23 protein-coding genes are annotated in these 20,406 nt (G+C 54.6%); 18 read left to right on the plus strand and 5 right to left on the minus strand.

The genetic code is table 11. The features are described 5' to 3' along the window. Positions 1-2: 2 nt before the first annotated feature. The 3 genes from proP to crfC form a co-directional block, all read right to left on the minus strand. On the minus strand, positions 3-1,505 hold the full coding sequence (proP, locus tag C4F37_RS10580) for a glycine betaine/L-proline transporter ProP (protein WP_001296659.1): 1,503 nt from the start codon (positions 1,503-1,505) through the stop codon (positions 3-5). 263 nt (positions 1,506-1,768) lie between these two features. Beyond that, positions 1,769-2,647, minus strand: a complete 879-nt coding sequence (locus C4F37_RS10585; protein ID WP_000169155.1) for a YjcZ-like family protein — start codon at positions 2,645-2,647, stop codon at positions 1,769-1,771. Continuing rightward, entirely contained in the window at positions 2,644-4,872 is a 2,229-nt protein-coding gene (gene crfC / locus C4F37_RS10590) for a clamp-binding protein CrfC (RefSeq protein WP_001540467.1), read from the minus strand. Before crfC ends, C4F37_RS10585 begins: the two co-directional genes overlap by 4 nt. A 401-nt stretch (positions 4,873-5,273) precedes the next feature. On the opposite strand from crfC, the gene C4F37_RS10600 reads away from it, so the two are divergent. The 16 genes from C4F37_RS10600 (at position 5,274) to phnP (ending at position 17,164) form a co-directional block, all read left to right on the plus strand. Next, entirely contained in the window at positions 5,274-5,609 is a 336-nt protein-coding gene (locus C4F37_RS10600) for a zinc ribbon domain-containing protein YjdM (RefSeq protein ID WP_001300891.1), read from the plus strand. Positions 5,610-5,768: 159 nt separating this feature from the next. Further along, positions 5,769-6,212: a VOC family metalloprotein YjdN gene (gene yjdN / locus C4F37_RS10605; protein ID WP_001774123.1), complete on the plus strand. Its 444-nt coding sequence runs from the start codon at positions 5,769-5,771 to the stop codon at positions 6,210-6,212. A 132-nt stretch (positions 6,213-6,344) separates the two neighbouring features. Then, complete coding sequence (gene phnC / locus C4F37_RS10610) at positions 6,345-7,133, plus strand: phosphonate ABC transporter ATP-binding protein (protein WP_001193413.1); 789 nt, start codon at positions 6,345-6,347, stop codon at positions 7,131-7,133. A 24-nt stretch (positions 7,134-7,157) separates the two neighbouring features. Beyond that, positions 7,158-8,174: a phosphonate ABC transporter substrate-binding protein gene (gene phnD / locus C4F37_RS10615; RefSeq protein ID WP_001774122.1), complete on the plus strand. Its 1,017-nt coding sequence runs from the start codon at positions 7,158-7,160 to the stop codon at positions 8,172-8,174. A gap of 105 nt (positions 8,175-8,279) precedes the next feature. Next, positions 8,280-9,059 carry a phosphonate ABC transporter, permease protein PhnE gene (phnE, locus tag C4F37_RS10620; protein ID WP_001296658.1) on the plus strand — a complete coding sequence of 260 codons (780 nt, stop codon included), beginning with the start codon at positions 8,280-8,282 and terminating at the stop codon, positions 9,057-9,059. A gap of 20 nt (positions 9,060-9,079) precedes the next feature. Further along, positions 9,080-9,805: a phosphonate metabolism transcriptional regulator PhnF gene (phnF, locus tag C4F37_RS10625; protein WP_024186866.1), complete on the plus strand. Its 726-nt coding sequence runs from the start codon at positions 9,080-9,082 to the stop codon at positions 9,803-9,805. Continuing rightward, the gene (phnG, locus tag C4F37_RS10630; protein WP_000542778.1) at positions 9,806-10,258 is read left to right on the plus strand and encodes a phosphonate C-P lyase system protein PhnG; all 453 of its coding nucleotides are present in this window, start codon (positions 9,806-9,808) and stop codon (positions 10,256-10,258) included. After that, positions 10,255-10,839 (plus strand): phosphonate C-P lyase system protein PhnH, encoded by a 585-nt coding sequence (gene phnH / locus C4F37_RS10635; protein ID WP_000171599.1) that lies wholly within the window; start codon positions 10,255-10,257, stop codon positions 10,837-10,839. The genes phnG and phnH overlap by 4 nt, the downstream gene beginning before the upstream one ends. Further along, positions 10,839-11,909, plus strand: coding sequence for an alpha-D-ribose 1-methylphosphonate 5-triphosphate synthase subunit PhnI (gene phnI, locus C4F37_RS10640; RefSeq protein WP_001774121.1), 1,071 nt, complete (start codon positions 10,839-10,841; stop codon positions 11,907-11,909). The genes phnH and phnI overlap by 1 nt, the downstream gene beginning before the upstream one ends. Then, positions 11,902-12,747: an alpha-D-ribose 1-methylphosphonate 5-phosphate C-P-lyase PhnJ gene (gene phnJ, locus C4F37_RS10645; protein WP_001540458.1), complete on the plus strand. Its 846-nt coding sequence runs from the start codon at positions 11,902-11,904 to the stop codon at positions 12,745-12,747. The genes phnI and phnJ overlap by 8 nt, the downstream gene beginning before the upstream one ends. After that, entirely contained in the window at positions 12,744-13,502 is a 759-nt protein-coding gene (phnK, locus tag C4F37_RS10650) for a phosphonate C-P lyase system protein PhnK (RefSeq protein ID WP_001075532.1), read from the plus strand. The genes phnJ and phnK overlap by 4 nt, the downstream gene beginning before the upstream one ends. Positions 13,503-13,612: 110 nt before the next feature. Further along, on the plus strand, positions 13,613-14,293 hold the full coding sequence (gene phnL, locus C4F37_RS10655; protein WP_000611411.1) for a phosphonate C-P lyase system protein PhnL: 681 nt from the start codon (positions 13,613-13,615) through the stop codon (positions 14,291-14,293). Next, entirely contained in the window at positions 14,290-15,426 is a 1,137-nt protein-coding gene (phnM, locus tag C4F37_RS10660) for an alpha-D-ribose 1-methylphosphonate 5-triphosphate diphosphatase (protein ID WP_001540454.1), read from the plus strand. The genes phnL and phnM overlap by 4 nt, the downstream gene beginning before the upstream one ends. Further along, positions 15,426-15,983, plus strand: a complete 558-nt coding sequence (phnN, locus tag C4F37_RS10665; protein WP_001540453.1) for a ribose 1,5-bisphosphokinase — start codon at positions 15,426-15,428, stop codon at positions 15,981-15,983. The genes phnM and phnN overlap by 1 nt, the downstream gene beginning before the upstream one ends. Continuing rightward, positions 15,970-16,404, plus strand: a complete 435-nt coding sequence (phnO, locus tag C4F37_RS10670; RefSeq protein ID WP_001110511.1) for an aminoalkylphosphonate N-acetyltransferase — start codon at positions 15,970-15,972, stop codon at positions 16,402-16,404. Before phnN ends, phnO begins: the two co-directional genes overlap by 14 nt. A 1-nt stretch (position 16,405) precedes the next feature. Then, positions 16,406-17,164 carry a phosphonate metabolism protein PhnP gene (phnP, locus tag C4F37_RS10675; protein ID WP_000059909.1) on the plus strand — a complete coding sequence of 253 codons (759 nt, stop codon included), beginning with the start codon at positions 16,406-16,408 and terminating at the stop codon, positions 17,162-17,164. Positions 17,165-17,198: 34 nt separating this feature from the next. Here the strand turns inward: phnP and yjdP are convergent, their stop codons facing one another. Then, entirely contained in the window at positions 17,199-17,528 is a 330-nt protein-coding gene (yjdP, locus tag C4F37_RS10680; RefSeq protein WP_000819731.1) for a DDRRRQL repeat protein YjdP, read from the minus strand. A 68-nt stretch (positions 17,529-17,596) separates the two neighbouring features. Further along, positions 17,597-18,046 carry a bifunctional allose-6-phosphate isomerase/ribose-5-phosphate isomerase RpiB gene (rpiB, locus tag C4F37_RS10685; RefSeq protein WP_000716792.1) on the minus strand — a complete coding sequence of 150 codons (450 nt, stop codon included), beginning with the start codon at positions 18,044-18,046 and terminating at the stop codon, positions 17,597-17,599. Between the two features lie 358 nt (positions 18,047-18,404). On the opposite strand from rpiB, the gene C4F37_RS10695 reads away from it, so the two are divergent. After that, a complete protein-coding gene (locus tag C4F37_RS10695) occupies positions 18,405-19,295 on the plus strand; it encodes a MurR/RpiR family transcriptional regulator (RefSeq protein WP_000083216.1) in 891 nt (296 codons plus the stop codon). A 58-nt stretch (positions 19,296-19,353) separates the two neighbouring features. Next, the gene (alsB, locus tag C4F37_RS10700; protein ID WP_001361478.1) at positions 19,354-20,289 is read left to right on the plus strand and encodes a D-allose transporter substrate-binding protein; all 936 of its coding nucleotides are present in this window, start codon (positions 19,354-19,356) and stop codon (positions 20,287-20,289) included. Positions 20,290-20,406 lie beyond the last annotated feature (117 nt).

A 20,406-nucleotide genomic window follows, 5' to 3' on the forward strand; every position in this document is an offset into this window, starting at 1 on the left:
GCTTATTCATCAATTCGCGGATGTTGCTGCACCAGGCGGGTACGTTTCGCCTGCAAATCGGCAATCTCGTGGTCAATATCATCGATTTTCTGCTCGATATTATCGTAATGCTCGACGAGAATTTCCTTCGCTTCCTGTATATCTGACGCCGCTGGTGTCGCACCTTTCAACGGTCGATTCGCCGTCTCTTTCATGGTTACGCCGGTGATTAAACCAACCACCGCCACTACCATCAGGTAATAGGCAGGCATCATCAGATTCTGCGAGCTTTCGACCAGCCAGGCCGCCAGCGTTGGCGTCAGACCGGCAACCAGCACCGAAATATTAAATGCCGCCGCCAGCGCGCTGTAACGGATATGCGTCGGGAACATCGCAGGCAAGGTAGAAGCCATAACGCCCGTAAAGCAGTTAAGGATCACCGCCAGCATCAATAAGCCGGCAAAAATCAGGCCGATGACGTTACTGTTAATCAGAATAAACGCCGGGATCGCCAACACAAACAGTGCAACACTACCAAGAAGCACAAACGGACGACGGCCAAAACGGTCACTCAGCAAGCCCATCACCGGTTGAACAAACAGCATACCGATCATAATGGCGATAATAATCAGCACCCCGTGGTCTTCGGAGTAATGCAGGTTATGCGACAAATAACTCGGCATATAGGTCAGCAACATGTAGTAAGTCACGTTGGTGGCAATTACCAGACCAATACATGTCAACAGGCTGCGCCAGTGTTTGGTGGCAATCTCTTTAAACGAGACTTTCGGGCCATCCTGCAAACCTTCGCGGTCGCCCTGTTCCAGTTTATCGACATGCTGCTGGAACGCCGGAGTCTCTTCCAGCGCATGGCGCAGGTAAAGCCCGATAATCCCTAACGGCAGAGCGATAAAGAACGGAATACGCCAGCCCCAATCGAGGAAGTTCTCTTCGCCGACAATGGTCGAAATTAACACCACTACGCCAGCACCCAGCACAAACCCGGCAATAGAACCAAAGTCCAGCCAGCTGCCCATAAAGCCACGTTTACGGTCAGGGGAGTATTCCGCAACAAATATTGACGCCCCGGTATATTCACCGCCGACCGAGAAACCTTGTGCCATCTTACAGATCAACAGCAGAATCGGTGCCCAAATACCAATCGTGTCGTAGGACGGTATTAAGCCAATACAGAACGTACTGATCGACATAATCACAATAGTGATAGCGAGGATCTTCTGGCGACCATATTTATCGCCCAACATACCAAAGAAGAGCCCGCCAAGCGGTCGAATCAGAAAGGGAACGGAGAAAGTGGCGAGTGCAGCAACCATCTGCACGCTGGGGTCAGCCCCCGGGAAAAAAACTTTACCTAATGCGTAAGCAACAAAACCATAAACACCAAAATCGAACCATTCCATTGCATTACCCAGTGATGCTGCGGTAATGGCTTTACGCAGTTTACCATCATCAATAATGGTGACATCACGAAGGGTAATCGGTTTTACTTTTTTCCTTTTCAGCATAGCTTTCCTCGCAGAGTTGGCCCATTTCCGCAAACGCCAGAAAAATCAGCGCGACGGCCGCAAAAGGGGAGCGGGAATTGCAGGATGCAATCTCTGTAACAAGCGTAGCGGGTTTGCTTACACTCTCCGGTTAAGGAATGTACAATCAAACCAGTTGACGCCTGAATTGGGCAGTTAATGACCTTTTTACCCTACCAGTGTTTAAATTTGTGATCAACTTCACACATGTATTTCGTTTAGGACTCATTGGTGTAACTGATTATTTACACCAAATTTACAGAGAAGATTTCCTCGACCATTGCCCCCGCCAGACGCTGCGCTGAACAGAGTCGTGGCATCCCCAGTGCGACAGTTCGCCAGCGTTGGGTCACTGACCAGCAAACGGGTTGTTTATCTGCCGTAGACCACTTTCCCAGCCAACTTAAAAAATCAGCATGATCCCCGCCCGTCGAAACGGTCGAAGAGGCAAACCACTGATGGTAATAGTGACGCGTGGTCGGGGCCGCATTGATACTCTCTGCCAAATGTTGTGTCGCTTTCACGCGCAAATCACCCAGCAACAACGCCACCGCTTGCGGGCTTCCCAGACGGCAGGCATCGCCAAATGCACCCCAGCGCAACTCCTCCAGAACGATAAAACAGCGCCCAGGCAACGACCAGGCGTTATACGCCCCAGCACGCCAGCGGGTAAAAATTTGCTCGCTCTGTTCACCCGCCTGCACCAATAGGCCTCGTTGCGTTAACGCCTTTTCCTTCCAGCGACAACGGGCTGAAAACCACTCATACAAGGCGACAATTTGCTGGGGGAGCTCCGGGAAAGCAGAGTGCTGGCGGTGATCCATTTTTTGCAGCAGCGCCAGATGCTGCGCGATCTGCGTCAGCGCCAGATGACCGGGATCCAGCATCGACGCCAGTTTCTCCACCAATGTCAGACGCAGACTAAGCGGCGCATTTAACATGCCGCCGTTCGTCCATGTCTGAAGCTGCACGCGCGCAAGAAGTTCCTGCATCAGTCGTTCACGAAACTGCTGCTGATGGGCTTGTGGAAGGCGGGCATCATCGCCCTGCGCCAGATCTACTAAAAAGCGCGGATGAACCGACTCCAGCACGCGACCGGGGCCGTCCAGTAACGTCTTGGTCAATATCGTTCTGCCGTGAAAAGTGTTTGAATATCATCGCGTAACAGCTGAGCGTCGGTGTAAATCCAGCCGTGAGTCATCACAGTCTGCTGCAATTGCTGTTGCATCAGCCTGACCACCGATTCATTTTGTTGACGCAGAGCCATACTTTCGCGTAAACGCGTCTGTAATTCCGTCAAACATGAAGCGAACTCAGCGAAAAAAGTATTCATGCCTGCCGTAACAGATTCATCGACCTGCTCTGCCAGAACTTTAGCCATTTGTTGGCAATAAAGATCGACTTCTGCGCTTAATGCTCGTTGCAACACACTGTAATCAACCGTCTCTGTCGGAGATTTCTCATTTCCCCGTCCCCAGTCGGGCTGATTCAACCAGCGCGAAAAAGTCTCACGCACAACGCCTAAACGCGTGCTCTGCTCGTCCGTTGCTTCCTGGCGCGAAATGACTTCACTGAACAGCTGGCGGGTGTTGAAGTGGGGAACTACGCCGTGAAAAACAGGAAAATGAAACCCAGGACGAAACCCAGACTCACTCAATTCCATTTTGACTTGTTGCGCAATGGGGCGAATAACATCGGTTAACACCCGGCAAAGGGTGGACTCAAGCTCGGCAAAGCGCAGCGTAAAGTCGCGACTGATGGTGTTCTGCGCCGTCTGTAACAGTGTCTCACAGCGGGTACGCATCTCACTTAACGACTCCGAATTATCCTGAAACAACGCGGCTAACTGCGCATTCACCGCATCTTGCTGTTGACGCAGAAAGTGGTTGGCGGAGGTCAGGGCCAACTCGATTTCATGTTTAATCTCGCCGCTCACCTGCGCCTGATTGAGTTGCAATAGCTGCAAACTTTCTTCGACCTGATGGATATTTTGCCGCAATTGTTCACAAGCGACGTTTAACCCGTGCGCACGAAAATCCAGGTATTCCCGCGCCTGCTGCGCGTAATTCAACAGTTTATGCGCGGCAGATCGCAGAGCATACAACGAGGCGTTAGCGTAAGCGGCATGAAGCAACGCCTGAATTGGCTGGGCGAACAGCGAATCTTCCCACAACTGATCGGCAGCATGGCGAATATGTTCGAGGTCCGCCAGATCGGCATGACGCCAGCGCCTGCCGAGCGCGGCATGGGCAAAATCTTCCACCCAGCGTTGTTGCTCTGGCGCGGGTAACTTACCGTTGTTGGCTAACTCATGGCGCGCCCGATTCGCCAGGTAGCCCCACATCGACGACACCGGAAATATCTGCTGTGGCGTAATACAGCCTTTCATCAGCGTTCCGGAAATCAGTGCCCGCACCTGGTCAGCGTCGTCACTGTTACGATCCTGTTGATCGAACTTATTGACCAGCACATACAACGGCACCGATTGCCCCACCGCCAAAATTGCCTCACGGACCTCTTCATCGGAGATCGATTTCAGTTGCGTATAATCCAGCACCGCCAGTACCGCCGAGGCGCGTGCCAGCTGCTGGTTAAGCATTTTTTGCAGATGCGGTTGCCCGGCTTCATTTGGCCCGGGGGTATCCAGTAACGTCAACTGACCGGGATAACTCTCCAGCCCCGCCAGATGGACAAACTCCACTTCAATCACGGGAATATGCTCAATGGCGGCGTAAGCAGAAAAAGGAAAATCGACGTCCAGCGCCTTCGCCAGTCGCACCAAATCATTCAAACTTTTCAGACAATGAAAAATAGGTTGAGCACCCAGATAATATTTTTCGAAAGCGATGCCATTTTCGATCCGCTGCATAAGCGCACGCATATCTTTATCTATTTCCAGCACATCGGTCAGATGCTTAATATCGCAATCACGCAGGCGCTGTTGTAATTGTTGAATTAAATGGTCGATTGGCGCGACATGTGAAAAATGCAGTACCGGTTCTTTTTGCCCGGGCGTATGGCGAATAAGCGTCGGCAGCTCAGTCATTGGGCGATTGCGATTAGGCAGAACCTCCGTACCAACAATGGCATTAATGGTGGTTGATTTCCCTGCTTTCATAGTACCGACAATCGCCAGCACCATTTCCAGTCGGGAAATTTTACGCAACTCATTATTCAGCATCGCGTGACGTTCGGCGATATTAGGCTGACTCCAGGGTAAAGCCAGTTGTGGCGCATCGTCTCCGGGTACAGAGAGAGGCATTTTTTCCAGTAACTGCAACTGTTGGCGAGAAAGCTGTAACAGGCGTTCAGCCTCCTGACTTAACTCATACAGGGTCTGTGTGTACATAGAAAATTTTTCCTTAAAGCAAATTTTATTACTTTTATTTAGCCAGATTGTTTTTGAGTTCTGTTTTCGGCTTTTATAATTACTGCAAGAAATAATTTTATATTTAGCGTGTTGTTTTTTATTAGAATAAATAACATCTTCCAATACGTTTAAAACGTCAGAAAGATAAAAACATCATGTGAATTAAAAAAAGAACGAGTAGAGCATTAACCTTATCTTAAATAATAAATGGAGGCAAAACGATTATTTTCTTTTTGCGTTTCCTTTCAAATGAAAACGATCGTCATCTAAAATCAGCAGTACCCCCGACAAACTCAGGGATTTTGTGTATAATTGCGGCCTTTTTCGGCAATCTGCCGTTTTTTGGCGCTTTTGCCCTGCTGACTTTTGAGGAAATCCACATGTCATTACCACACTGCCCAAAATGCAACTCCGAATACACCTACGAAGATAACGGCATGTACATCTGCCCGGAATGTGCCTACGAATGGAACGACGCAGAACCTGCACAGGAAAGCGACGAGCTGATCGTTAAAGATGCTAACGGCAATCTGCTGGCTGACGGCGACAGCGTTACCATCATTAAAGATCTGAAAGTGAAAGGTAGCTCTTCGATGCTGAAAATTGGCACCAAAGTAAAAAACATCCGCCTGGTTGAAGGCGACCATAACATCGATTGCAAAATCGACGGTTTTGGTCCGATGAAACTGAAGTCTGAGTTTGTGAAAAAGAACTGATTGTATTGTGATCGGTAGGCCGGATAAGGCGCTCGCGCCGCATCCGGCAACGGTGGCGACTGCCTGATGCGACGCTGACCGCGTCTTATCAGGCTTCCCTCTCATCTGTATAAATTTCGAACTACACTTAACGGGCTTCTCTTAACTGAGGTCACCATCATGCCGTTAAGTCCCTACCTCTCTTTTGCCGGTAACTGTTCCGACGCGATTGCCTATTATCAACGTACGTTGGGCGCGGAACTGCTCTATAAAATCAGCTTCGGCGAAATGCCAAAATCAACGCAGGACAGCGCCGAGAACAGCCCTTCCGGAATGCAATTTCCCGATACCGCCATCGCCCACGCCAATGTGCGCATTGCAGGAAGCGACATCATGATGAGCGATGCTATACCGTCAGGAAAAGCCAGCTACTCCGGCTTTACGCTGGTGCTCGATTCTCAACAGGTGGAAGAAGGAAAACGCTGGTTTGATAACCTTGCCGCCAACGGAAAAATCGAAATGGCCTGGCAGGAAACGTTCTGGGCGCATGGCTTTGGCAAAGTCACCGATAAATTTGGCGTACCGTGGATGATTAATGTCATCAAACAACAGCCAACGCAATAACCCGCCGGGAGGCCCGCCCTCCCGCACTGTCATCGAATTCCCGTTAACTCTTCATCTGTTAGTCACTTTTAATTAACCAAATCGTCACAATAATCCGCCACGATGGAGCCACTTTTTTAGGGAGGCTGCATCATGCAAACGATTATCCGTGTCGAGAAGCTCGCCAAAACCTTCAATCAGCATCAGGCGCTGCACGCGGTTGATCTGAACATTCATCATGGTGAAATGGTGGCTCTGCTTGGGCCGTCGGGTTCCGGAAAATCCACTCTTTTACGTCACTTAAGCGGTTTGATTACCGGCGATAAATCTGTCGGTAGCCATATCGAGCTGCTGGGCCGCACTGTCCAGCGCGAAGGCCGTCTGGCCCGCGATATCCGCAAAAGCCGCGCCCATACCGGCTACATCTTTCAACAATTCAACCTGGTGAATCGCCTGAGCGTACTGGAGAACGTGCTGATTGGCGCGCTCGGCAGCACGCCATTCTGGCGAACCTGTTTTAGCTACTTCACCCGCGAGCAGAAACAGCGCGCGTTACAGGCGCTGACCCGCGTTGGCATGGTGCACTTTGCCCATCAACGCGTTTCCACACTCTCCGGCGGCCAGCAACAGCGTGTGGCGATTGCCCGCGCGCTGATGCAGCAGGCGAAGGTCATTCTCGCTGACGAACCCATCGCCTCGCTGGACCCGGAATCGGCACGCATCGTGATGGACACCCTGCGCGACATCAACCAGAACGACGGCATTACCGTGGTCGTCACGCTGCATCAGGTGGATTACGCCCTGCGCTACTGCGAACGCATCGTCGCCCTGCGCCAGGGGCACGTCTTCTACGACGGCTGCAGCCAACAGTTTGATAACGAACGTTTTGACCATCTCTACCGCAGCATTAACCGCGTCGAAGAGAACGCGAAAGCTGCCTGACATCCCCATCATTGAGGAAAACGAATGAACGCTAAGATAATTGCCTCGCTGGCCTTCACCAGCATGTTCAGCCTCAGCACCCTGTTAAATCCGGCATACGCCGAAGAGCAGGAAAAGGCGCTGAATTTCGGCATTATTTCAACGGAATCACAGCAAAACCTGAAACCGCAATGGACGCCGTTCTTACAGGATATGGAGAAGAAGCTGGGCGTAAAGGTCAACGCCTTCTTTGCCCCGGACTACGCGGGCATTATCCAGGGGATGCGCTTCAATAAAGTGGATATCGCCTGGTACGGCAACCTGTCGGCGATGGAAGCGGTGGATCGCGCCAACGGTCAGGTCTTCGCCCAGACGGTCGCGGCGGATGGATCGCCGGGTTACTGGAGCGTGTTGATCGTCAACAAAGATAGCCCGATCAACAACCTGAACGATCTGCTGGCGAAGCGGAAATATCTCACCTTCGGCAATGGCGATCCTAACTCTACCTCCGGCTTCCTCGTCCCCGGTTACTACGTCTTCGCTAAAAACAATATCTCCGCCAGCGACTTTAAGCGCACCGTCAACACCGGGCATGAAACCAACGCCCTCGCCGTCGCTAACAAGCAAGTGGATGTCGCCACCAACAACACCGAAAACCTCGACAAGCTGAAAACCTCCGCGCCGGAGAAGCTGAAAGAACTGAAGGTGATCTGGAAATCACCGCTGATCCCTGGCGATCCGATCGTCTGGCGCAAAAATCTTTCCGAAACCACTAAAGACAAGATCTACGACTTCTTTATGAATTACGGCAAAACGCCGGAAGAGAAAGCGGTGCTGGAGCGCCTGGGCTGGGCGCCGTTCCGCGCCTCCAGCGACTTGCAACTGGTGCCGATTCGCCAGCTCGCACTGTTTAAAGAGATGCAAAGCGTGAAGGACAACAAAGGGCTGAACGAACAGGACAAGCTGGCAAAAACCACCGCCATTCAGGCGCAACTGGATGATTTGGACCGCCTGAACAACGCGTTAAGCGCAATGAGTTCGGTGAGTAAAGCGGTGCAGTAAATCGTAGGTCGGATAAGACGCCCCGGCGTCGCATCCGACAATGTGCAGACGTTGATGCCGGATGCGGTGCAAGCACCTTATCCGGCCTACAGACCGGAGCCAAACATGCAAACCATCACCATCGCCCCACCCAAGCGCAGCTGGTTCTCGCTTCTGAGCTGGGCCGTTGTTATCGCCGTGCTGGTCGTCTCGTGGCAGGGCGCGGAAATGGCCCCGCTTACGCTGATTAAAGATGGCGGCAACATGGCGACGTTCGCCGCCGACTTCTTCCCGCCCGATTTCAGCCAGTGGCAGGATTACCTCACCGAAATGGCCGTCACGCTGCAAATCGCCGTCTGGGGCACCGCGCTGGCGGTGGTTCTCTCCATCCCCTTCGGCCTGATGAGCGCTGAAAACCTGGTACCGTGGTGGGTCTACCAACCTGTACGCCGCCTGATGGACGCCTGCCGCGCCATTAACGAAATGGTCTTCGCCATGCTGTTCGTGGTCGCCGTCGGCCTCGGCCCGTTCGCTGGCGTGCTGGCGCTGTTTATCCACACCACCGGCGTACTTTCCAAACTGCTTTCCGAAGCGGTAGAAGCGATTGAACCCGGCCCGGTGGAGGGCATTCGCGCTACCGGAGCCAACAAGCTGGAAGAGATCCTCTACGGCGTACTACCGCAGGTCATGCCGCTGCTGATTTCCTACTCCCTCTATCGCTTCGAATCCAACGTCCGCTCGGCGACCGTCGTCGGTATGGTTGGCGCGGGCGGGATCGGCGTCACGCTGTGGGAAGCGATTCGCGGTTTCCAGTTCCAGCAAACCTGCGCCCTGATGGTGCTGATTATCGTCACGGTCAGCCTGCTGGATTTCCTCTCTCAACGGTTGCGTAAGCACTTTATCTGATTAGCGAGGCATTGATGGCTATGCACTTGTCTACACATCCGACCAGCTACCCAACACGCTATCAGGAGATAGCCGCAAAACTTGAGCAGGAGCTTCGTCAGCATTACCGCTGTGGCGATTATCTTCCCGCCGAACACCAACTGGCGGTGCGCTTTGAGGTGAACCGCCACACCCTGCGCCGCGCCATCGACCAACTGGTGGAAAAAGGCTGGGTACAGCGCCGTCAGGGCGTCGGCGTGCTGGTGCTGATGCGCCCGTTCGATTACCCGCTCAACGCCCAGGCGCGTTTTAGCCAGAACCTGCTGGACCAGGGCAGCCATCCCACCAGCGAAAAACTGCTGTCGGTACTGCGCCCCGCCTCCGGTCACGTCGCTGACGCGCTGGGGATCGCCGAGGGCGAGAACGTTATCCACCTGCGCACCCTGCGCCGGGTCAACGGCGTTGCGCTCTGTTTAATCGACCACTACTTCGCAGATCTCACGCTCTGGCCAACGCTTCAATGCTTTGACAGCGGTTCGCTGCACGATTTTCTGCGCGAGCAAACGGGGATTACGCTACGCCGCAGCCAGACGCGGATCAGCGCCCGCCGCGCCCAGGCCAAAGAGTGCCAGCGTCTTGAAATCCCGAATATGTCGCCGCTGCTGTGCGTGCGCACCCTTAACCACCGTGACGGTGAAAACAGTCCGGCGGAGTACTCCGTCAGCCTGACGCGCGCCGACATGATTGAACTCACTATGGAGCACTGAATGCACGCAGATACCGCGACCCGCCAGCACTGGATGTCCGTGCTGGCGCACAGCCAACCGGCTGAACTGGCAGCCCGCCTGAACGCGCTGAACATCAACGCCGATTATGAGGTGATCCGCGCCGCTGAAACTGGCCTGGTGCAGATTCAGGCGCGAATGGGCGGCACCGGCGAACGCTTTTTTGCTGGCGACGCCACGCTCACCCGCGCCGCCGTGCGTCTGACTGACGGCACGCTCGGCTATAGCTGGGTGCTGGGGCGCGACAAACAGCACGCCGAACGTTGTGCGCTGATTGATGCGCTGATGCAGCAAAACCGCCACTTTCAAAACTTATCAGAAACCCTTATCGCCCCGCTGGACGCTGACCGTATGGCACGCATTGCCGCGCGTCAGGCCGAAGTGAACGCCAGCCGGGTCGACTTCTTTACGATGGTTCGCGGAGACAACGCATGACCCTGGAAACCGCTTTTATGCTTCCCGTGCAGGATGCCCAGCACAGTTTTCGTCGCCTGTTAAAGGCCATGAGCGAGCCGGGCGTGATTGTCGCCCTGCATCAGCTCAAGCGCGGCTGGCAGCCGCTGAATATCGCCACCACCAGCGTGCTGCTGACGCTGGCCGATAACGACACGCCGGTGTGGCTTGCCGCGCCATTGAGCAACGATATCGTCAATCAGAGCCTGCGTTTTCATACCAACGCGTCGCTGGTTAATCAGCCGGAACAGGCGACCTTCGCGGTAACAGATGAGGCGATCTCCAGCGAGCAGCTCAACGCCCTTTCCACCGGCACTGCCGTTGCACCAGAAGCGGGCGCAACGCTGATTTTACAGGTCACCAGCCTGAGCGGCGGGCGTATGTTGCGCCTCACCGGCGCAGGTATTGCCGAAGAACGGATGATCGCCCCGCAACTGCCAAAGTGCATTCTTCATGAACTTACCGAGCGCCCGCACCCGTTCCCGCTCGGCATCGACCTGATCCTGACCTGCGGCGAGCGCCTGCTGGCTATTCCGCGAACCACTCATGTGGAGGTGTGCTGATGTACGTTGCCGTGAAAGGGGGCGAAAAGGCGATCGACGCCGCCCACGCCCTGCAAGAGAGCCGACGCCGGGGCGATACTGATTTGCCTGAACTGAGCGTCGCCCAGATTGAACAGCAGCTTAACCTCGCGGTAGATCGCGTGATGACCGAAGGCGGTATTGCCGACCGCGAGCTGGCCGCGCTGGCGCTGAAACAGGCCAGCGGCGATAACGTCGAAGCGATTTTCCTGTTGCGCGCCTACCGCACCACGCTGGCGAAGCTGGCGGTCAGTGAGCCGCTCGACACCACCGGGATGCGTCTCGAACGGCGTATTTCAGCAATTTATAAAGACATTCCCGGCGACCAACTGCTTGGCCCCACCTACGACTACACCCATCGCCTGCTCGATTTCACCCTGCTGGCAAACGGCGAAACGCCGACGCTGACCACAGCCGACAGCGAACAACTGCCGTCGCCGCACGTTTTCAGCCTGCTGGCGCGTCAGGGGCTGGCGAAGTTTGAAGAAGATAGCGGCGCACAGCCGGACGACATCACCCGCACGCCGCCGGTTTACCCCTGCTCACGCTCCTCCCGCCTGCAACAATTAATGCGCGGCGACGAAGGCTATTTGCTGGCGCTGGCCTACTCCACCCAGCGTGGTTACGGACGCAATCATCCGTTCGCAGGCGAAATCCGCAGCGGCTATATCGACGTGTCGATTGTGCCGGAAGAGCTGGGATTTGCGGTGAACGTCGGCGAACTGCTGATGACCGAATGTGAAATGGTCAACGGTTTTATCGACCCGCCGGATGAGCCGCCGCACTTCACGCGCGGCTACGGGCTGGTGTTCGGCATGAGCGAGCGCAAAGCGATGGCGATGGCGATGGCGCTGGTTGACCGCGCTCTACAAGCCCCGGAGTACGGCGAGCACGCGACAGGCCCGGCGCAGGATGAAGAGTTCGTGCTGGCGCATGCCGACAACGTCGAAGCCGCAGGCTTTGTCTCGCACCTCAAACTCCCGCACTACGTCGATTTCCAGGCCGAACTGGAGCTACTCAAACGTCTGCAACAGGAGCAGAACCATGGCTAATCTGAGCGGCTACAACTTTGCCTACCTCGACGAGCAGACCAAACGCATGATCCGCCGCGCCATCTTAAAAGCGGTGGCAATCCCCGGTTATCAGGTGCCGTTTGGCGGACGCGAGATGCCGATGCCCTACGGCTGGGGAACCGGCGGCATTCAGCTCACCGCCAGCGTGATTGGCGAAAGCGACGTGTTGAAGGTGATTGACCAGGGCGCAGACGACACCACCAACGCCGTGTCGATTCGTCACTTCTTTAAGCGCGTGACCGGGGTGAACACCACCGAGCGCACGGACGATGCGACACTTATCCAGACGCGTCACCGCATACCCGAAACGCCGCTGACCGAAGATCAGATAGTTATCTTCCAGGTGCCGATCCCCGAACCGCTGCGCTTTATTGAGCCGCGTGAGACGGAAACGCGCACCATGCACGCGCTGGAGGAGTACGGCGTGATGCAGGTGAAACTGTATGAAGATATCGCCCGCTTCGGTCATATCGCCACCACCTACGCCTATCCGGTGAAGGTGAACGGGCGCTACGTAATGGACCCGTCGCCGATCCCGAAATTCGATAACCCGAAAATGGACATGATGCCCGCCCTGCAACTGTTTGGCGCGGGGCGCGAGAAGCGCATCTATGCCGTGCCACCGTTTACCCGCGTGGAAAGCCTCGATTTCGATGATCATCCGTTCACCGTCCAGCAGTGGGATGAACCATGCGCCATCTGCGGATCGACCCACAGCTATCTTGATGAAGTGGTGCTGGATGACGCCGGAAAACGCATGTTTGTCTGCTCCGATACCGATTATTGCCGCCAACAGAACGAGGCCAAAAGCCAATGAATCAACCGTTACTTTCGGTCAATAACCTGACCCACCTTTATGCCCCGGGCAAAGGCTTCAGCGATGTCTCTTTTGATTTATGGCCAGGAGAAGTTCTGGGCATTGTTGGGGAGTCCGGTTCCGGGAAGACCACGCTACTGAAATCAATTTCCGCCCGCCTGACACCACAGCAAGGGGAAATTCGCTACGAGAACCGTTCGCTGTACGCGATGAGCGAGGCCGACCGCCGTCGCCTGCTGCGCACCGAATGGGGTGTGGTGCATCAGCATCCGCTTGACGGCCTGCGCCGCCAGGTGTCGGCAGGCGGCAATATCGGCGAACGGTTGATGGCAACCGGGGCGCGTCATTACGGCGATATTCGTGCCACCGCGCAGAAGTGGCTGGAAGAGGTGGAGATTCCCGCCAACCGGATCGACGACCTGCCGACCACCTTTTCCGGCGGTATGCAGCAGCGTTTGCAGATTGCCCGCAACCTGGTGACGCATCCGAAGCTGGTGTTTATGGACGAGCCAACCGGCGGGCTGGATGTATCGGTACAGGCGCGCCTGCTCGATCTGCTGCGCGGTCTGGTGGTGGAGCTGAACCTGGCGGTAGTGATTGTTACCCACGATCTGGGCGTCGCCCGCCTGCTGGCGGACCGTTTGCTGGTGATGAAACAGGGGCAAGTGGTGGAGAGTGGGTTAACCGACCGCGTGCTCGACGACCCTCACCATCCATATACCCAGTTGCTGGTGTCATCGGTTTTGCAGAATTGAGCTGATGCCGGATGCGGCGTAAACGCCTTATCCGGCCTACAAATGCGCTCCCCGTAGGTCGGATAAGACGCATCAGCGTCGCATCCGACACCCGAACCACGAGGCGAAAAATGATTAACGTACAAAACGTCAGTAAAACCTTCATCCTGCACCAGCAAAACGGCGTGCGCCTGCCTGTATTACAAGGCGCCTCACTCACCGTCAACGCCGGCGAATGCGTGGTACTCCACGGCCATTCCGGCAGTGGAAAATCAACTCTGCTACGCTCGCTGTATGCCAACTATCTACCCGACGAAGGGCAAATCCAGATCAAACACGGTGATGAATGGGTCGACCTGGTCACCGCGCCAGCGCGCAAAGTGGTGGAGATCCGCAAAACCACTGTCGGCTGGGTAAGCCAGTTTCTGCGCGTCATCCCACGTATTTCGGCACTGGAAGTGGTGATGCAGCCGCTGCTCGATACCGGCGTACCGCGTGAAGCCTGCGCCGCTAAAGCCGCGCGTCTCCTCACCCGCCTGAACGTGCCTGAACGCCTGTGGCACCTCGCGCCATCGACCTTCTCCGGTGGCGAACAGCAGCGTGTCAACATCGCCCGTGGCTTTATCGTCGACTACCCCATTCTGCTGCTCGACGAACCTACCGCCTCGCTGGACGCTAAAAACAGCGCCGCCGTAGTGGAACTGATCCGCGAAGCCAAAGCCCGCGGCGCGGCCATCGTCGGTATCTTCCATGACGAAACCGTGCGCGAGCAAGTCGCCGACCGCCTGCACCCAATGGGAGTCTCTTCATGATTATCAATAACGTCAAACTGGTGCTGGAAAACGAGGTGGTACACGGTTCTCTGGAGATGCAGGACGGCGAAATCCGCGCCTTTGCCGAAAGCCAGAGTCACCTGTCAGAAGCAATGGACGGCGAAGGCGGCTGGCTGCTACCGGGGCTGATTGAGCTGCATACCGATAATCTGGATAAATTCTTCACCCCGCGCCCGAAAGTTGACTGGCCTGCCCACTCGGCGATGAGCAGCCACGACGCGCTGATGGTGGCGAGCGGCATCACCACCGTGCTGGACGCCGTGGCGATTGGTGATGTACGCGACGGCGGCGATCGGCTGGAGAATCTGGAGAAGATGATCAACGCCATCGAAGAGACGCAGAAACGCGGCGTCAACCGTGCCGAGCACCGTCTGCACCTACGCTGCGAACTGCCGCATCACACCACGCTGCCGCTGTTTGAAAAACTGGTACAGCGCGAACCGGTAACGCTGGTGTCGCTGATGGATCACTCACCGGGCCAGCGCCAGTTCGCCAACCGCGAAAAATATCGTGAATATTATCAGGGCAAATACTCGCTCACCGATGCGCAGATGCAACAGTACGAAGAGGAGCAACTGGCGCTCGCCGCACGCTGGTCACAGCCGAATCGCGAAACTATCGCCGCAATGTGCCGCGCGCGACACATTGCGCTCGCCAGCCACGATGACGCCACGCACGCCCACGTAGCCCAATCCCATCAGCTTGGCAGCGTGATCGCCGAATTTCCCACCACGTTCGAAGCGGCAGAAGCCTCGCGCAAGCATGGCATGAACGTGCTGATGGGCGCGCCGAATATCGTGCGCGGCGGTTCGCACTCCGGCAACGTGGCGGCCAGTGAACTGGCGCAGCTTGGCCTGCTGGATATCCTCTCTTCCGACTACTACCCCGCCAGCCTGCTCGATGCGGCATTTCGCGTCGCCGATGACGAGAGCAACCGCTTTACGCTGCCGCAGGCGGTGAAGCTGGTGACTAAAAATCCGGCGCAGGCGCTTAATCTTCAGGATCGCGGGGTGATTGGCGAGGGCAAACGCGCCGACCTGGTGCTGGCGCATCGCAAGGGCAACCACATTCATATCGACCACGTCTGGCGTCAGGGTAAAAGGGTGTTCTGATGACGGGAAAACTGATTTGGTTAATGGGGGCCTCTGGCTCCGGAAAAGACAGTCTGTTGACGGAACTCCGCCAGCGGGAACAAACTCAGCTACTGGTAGCGCATCGCTACATCACGCGCGCCGCCAGCGCCGGAAGTGAAAACCATATCGCCCTGAGCGAGCAGGAGTTTTTTACCCGCGCGGGGCAGAACCTTCTGGCCTTAAGCTGGCACGCTAACGGTCTGTATTATGGCGTCGGCGTCGAGATCGACCTCTGGCTGCACGCTGGATTTGACGTGGTGGTCAACGGCTCACGCGCCCACCTGCCGCAGGCGCGGGCGCGTTATCAATCGGCGCTGCTGCCCATCTGTTTACAGGTTTCGCCGGAGATCCTGCGCCAGCGCCTGGAAAACCGTGGCCGCGAAAACGCCAGTGAAATTAATGCCCGGCTGGCGCGCGCCGCCCGCTATACTCCTCAGGATTGCCATACACTCAATAATGACGGCAGCCTGCGCCAGTCGGTCGACACGCTGCTGTCGCTGATTCATCAGAAGGAGAAACACCATGCCTGCTTGTGAACTTCGCCCGGCAACGCAGTACGACACCGACGCGGTTTACGCGCTGATTTGTGAGCTAAAACAAGCGGAGTTTGACCACCAGGCGTTTCGCGTGGGCTTTAACGCCAACCTGCGTGACCCGAATATGCGCTACCATCTGGCGCTGTTGGATGGCGAGGTTGTCGGCATGATCGGCCTGCATTTGCAGTTTCATCTGCATCATGTCAACTGGATCGGCGAAATTCAGGAACTGGTGGTGATGCCGCAGGCGCGCGGTCTGAACATCGGCAGTAAATTACTGGCATGGGCAGAAGAAGAAGCCCGCCAGGCCGGGGCAGAAATGACCGAGCTTTCCACCAACGTCAAGCGCCACGACGCGCACCGTTTCTATCTGCGCGAAGGCTACGAGCAGAGCCACTTCCGCTTCACCAAGGCGCTGTAACATGAGCCTGACCCTCACGCTCACCGGCACCGGCGGCGCACAGGGCGTTCCGGCATGGGGCTGCGAGTGCGCGGCCTGCGCCAGAGCACGACGCTCGCCGCAGTATCGCCGCCAGCCATGCAGCGGCGTAGTAAAGTTTAACGACGCAATCACCCTGATCGACGCCGGGCTGCACGATCTCGCCGATCGCTGGTCGCCAGGATCGTTCCAGCAGTTTTTGCTGACGCATTATCATATGGATCACGTCCAGGGGCTGTTTCCGCTGCGCTGGGGCGTGGGCGATCAGATCCCGGTCTACGGCCCGCCGGATGAACAGGGCTGCGACGATCTGTTTAAACATCCGGGCCTGCTTGATTTCAGCCACACGATGGAACCGTTTGTGGTGTTTGATTTACAGGGGTTACAGGTCACGCCCCTGCCGCTCAACCACTCAAAACTGACCTTCGGTTATCTGCTGGAAACGGCACACAGCCGGGTGGCGTGGCTGTCTGACACCGCTGGCTTGCCGGAAAAAACGCTGAAATTTTTACGCAATAATCAGCCGCAGGTAATGGTGATTGATTGCAGCCACCCGCCGCGCGAGGATGCACCGCGTAATCACTGTGATTTAAATACCGTGCTTGCGCTGAATCAGGTTATCCGCTCGCCACGGGTGATTCTGACCCATATCAACCACCAGTTTGATGCGTGGCTGATGGAAAACGCACTGCCGTCGGGGTTTGAGGCGGGGTTTGATGGGATGGAGATTGGGGTGGCGTGATGGGTGAGGGGCGATGCCTGCTCTAAACTCAACATCAACGCCCATACTCATCTTCCATTCTCCGCTCTTCATCTTCCAGTTGCCGACGCTCCTGATCCAGCTGGCGCTGGCGATCGTCCAGCTGCCTGCGGCGATCTTCAAACTGGCGGCGGCGGTCATCATATTGTCTGCGCCGATCGTCGTTCACTTCACGCTGCCAGCCGTCGTCGCGCGAATCTTCATAGTCTCGCCCACGGTCAGGGTTATAAGCGTCGTTAATCGCCTGCTGAATATTGCCAATGGTGTCATCGATAATATCGGCCTGGGCCGGAACGGTGGACAGCGTGAACAGGGTGAATAAAAGAAATAGCGGAAAGCGTTTCATTAGCCAACCTCAAAAAGAAACTCTATCCACATTAGTCATTACTCATCCATGCAAGTAGTGGATGAATCTCAATTTCTCCGCTGCTCTATTGCCGTAATCGCCTCCACGCGTTGTTGATGACGACCGCCTTCGTACTGTGCGCCCAGCCACGCATCGACAATCATTTTTGCCAGTTCGAGGCCAACTACTCGTGAACCAAAAGCCAGCACGTTGGTGTCGTTATGCTGCCGCGAAAGTTGCGCGGAATAAGGTTCGCTACAAACGACCGCGCGAATTCCGGCAAACTTGTTCGCCGCTATCGAAATACCGACGCCAGTGCCACAAATCAAAATCCCGCCATCAGCCTCTCCGCCAGCAACGGCCAGTGCGACTTGACTGGCGTAATGCGGATAATCAGTACGCTCTGACGACCAGGTTCCTTTATCAATCACTTCAACGCCACGCTCAACTAAATGTGCCACTATTTCATGTTTTAAAATGAAACCGACATGATCACAGCCAAATGCAATCTTTTTCATTCATCTTCCCCGCCCGTGCAAAACTTCACAATCAAAAAACATTTGTGATGTAAATGAATTAAAAACACCCAAAATCGATGAAATCCGCCTTCCCGATCTGTTTTACAGAGTTACATCTGGCAGCGCAATAGCGTTAAAGACACTCACTATCCAGCAACATCTATCATCCAATAAACCAGAAAAACAAATAACATCATGTTTTTAAAGTGATTAAATGAAATGAAATTTTAAGCCACTCTCCATTATTCACAACAAAACAAACTTTATAAATTTTATTTTTTTGTGAAGTTGCCAGCATCTTTTCTGTTCTTGCTGTGGTGATATAGTGGCGTCTTCAATTCAAGGACAAGAGAACGTGATGAGCCAGTCAGAGTTTGATTCAGCGCTTCCGAACGGTATCGGGTTAGCGCCTTACCTGCGAATGAAGCAGGAAGGAATGACAGAAAACGAAAGCCGCATCGTGGAGTGGTTACTCAAACCCGGTAACCTGAGTTGTGCACCCGCAATTAAAGATGTCGCAGAAGCTCTGGCGGTATCTGAAGCGATGATCGTTAAGGTATCAAAGCTGCTGGGGTTTAGCGGCTTTCGTAACTTACGCAGTGCGCTGGAAGATTATTTTTCTCAGTCAGAACAGGTATTGCCGTCCGAGTTGGCTTTTGATGAAGCGCCGCAGGATGTGGTGAATAAGGTATTTAACATCACTTTACGCACCATTATGGAAGGTCAGTCGATCGTCAACGTTGATGAGATCCACCGTGCCGCCCGCTTTTTCTATCAGGCCAGACAGCGGGATTTGTACGGTGCCGGAGGATCAAATGCTATCTGTGCTGATGTACAGCACAAGTTTTTACGCATTGGCGTACGCTGCCAGGCCTATCCGGACGCTCACATCATGATGATGTCTGCTTCGTTGTTACAGGAAGGAGATGTGGTGCTGGTGGTGACTCATTCCGGGCGAACCAGTGATGTAAAAGCGGCTGTAGAACTGGCAAAAAAGAACGGGGCAAAGATTATTTGTATAACGCATAGCTATCATTCACCAATAGCGAAGCTGGCCGATTATATTATTTGCTCACCGGCCCCGGAAACACCGTTATTAGGTCGTAATGCCTCGGCAAGAATATTACAACTGACTTTGCTGGACGCGTTTTTTGTCTCTGTCGCCCAGCTCAACATTGAACAAGCTAATATTAATATGCAAAAAACCGGCGCAATTGTTGATTTCTTCTCACCAGGCGCGCTGAAATAAGAAAAAGGTAATTCCGCCATCGCGGAGTTACCTCTCCCCTTACCGTGAGAACATGATTATGAATAAATATCTGAAATATTTCAGCGGCACACTCGTGGGCTTAATGTTGTCAACCAGCGCTTTTGCTGCCGCCGAATATGCTGTCGTATTGAAAACACTCTCCAACCCATTTTGGGTAGATATGAAAAAAGGCATTGAAGATGAAGCAAAAACGCTGGGCGTCAGCGTTGATATTTTTGCCTCTCCTTCAGAAGGCGATTTTCAATCTCAATTGCAGTTATTTGAAGATCTCAGTAATAAAAATTACAAAGGTATCGCCTTCGCGCCATTATCCTCAGTGAATCTGGTCATGCCTGTCGCCCGCGCATGGAAAAAAGGCATTTATCTGGTTAATCTCGATGAAAAAATCGACATGGATAATCTGAAAAAAGCTGGCGGCAATGTGGAAGGTTTTGTCACCACCGATAACGTTGCTGTCGGGGCGAAAGGCGCGTCGTTCATTATTGATAAATTGGGCGCTGAAGGTGGTGAAGTCGCAATCATTGAGGGTAAAGCCGGTAACGCCTCCGGTGAAGCGCGTCGTAATGGTGCCACCGAAGCCTTCAAAAAAGCAAGCCAGATCAAGCTTGTCGCCAGCCAGCCTGCCGACTGGGACCGCATTAAAGCACTGGATGTCGCCACTAACGTGTTGCAACGTAATCCGAATATTAAAGCGATCTATTGCGCGAATGACACGATGGCAATGGGTGTTGCTCAGGCAGTCGCAAACGCCGGAAAAACGGGCAAAGTGTTGGTCGTCGGTACAGATGGAATTCCGGAAGCCCGCAAAATGGTGGAAGCCGGACAAATGACCGCGACGGTTGCCCAGAACCCGGCGGATATCGGTGCAACGGGTCTGAAGCTGATGGTTGACGCTGAGAAATCCGGCAAGGTTATCCCGCTGGATAAAGCACCGGAATTTAAACTGGTCGATTCAATCCTGGTCACTCAATAAAACTGAATGATGCCGGATGATGATGCTAATGAAGTGTCTTATCCGGCCAACAAAATAACCTGAACGTAGACCTGATAAACGTAGCCATCAGGCAATAATACGATATTTCGTGCAGAG

It is taken from the genome of Escherichia sp. R1, assembly GCF_003000935.1.
Taxonomy (GTDB): Bacteria; Pseudomonadota; Gammaproteobacteria; order Enterobacterales; family Enterobacteriaceae; genus Escherichia; species Escherichia coli.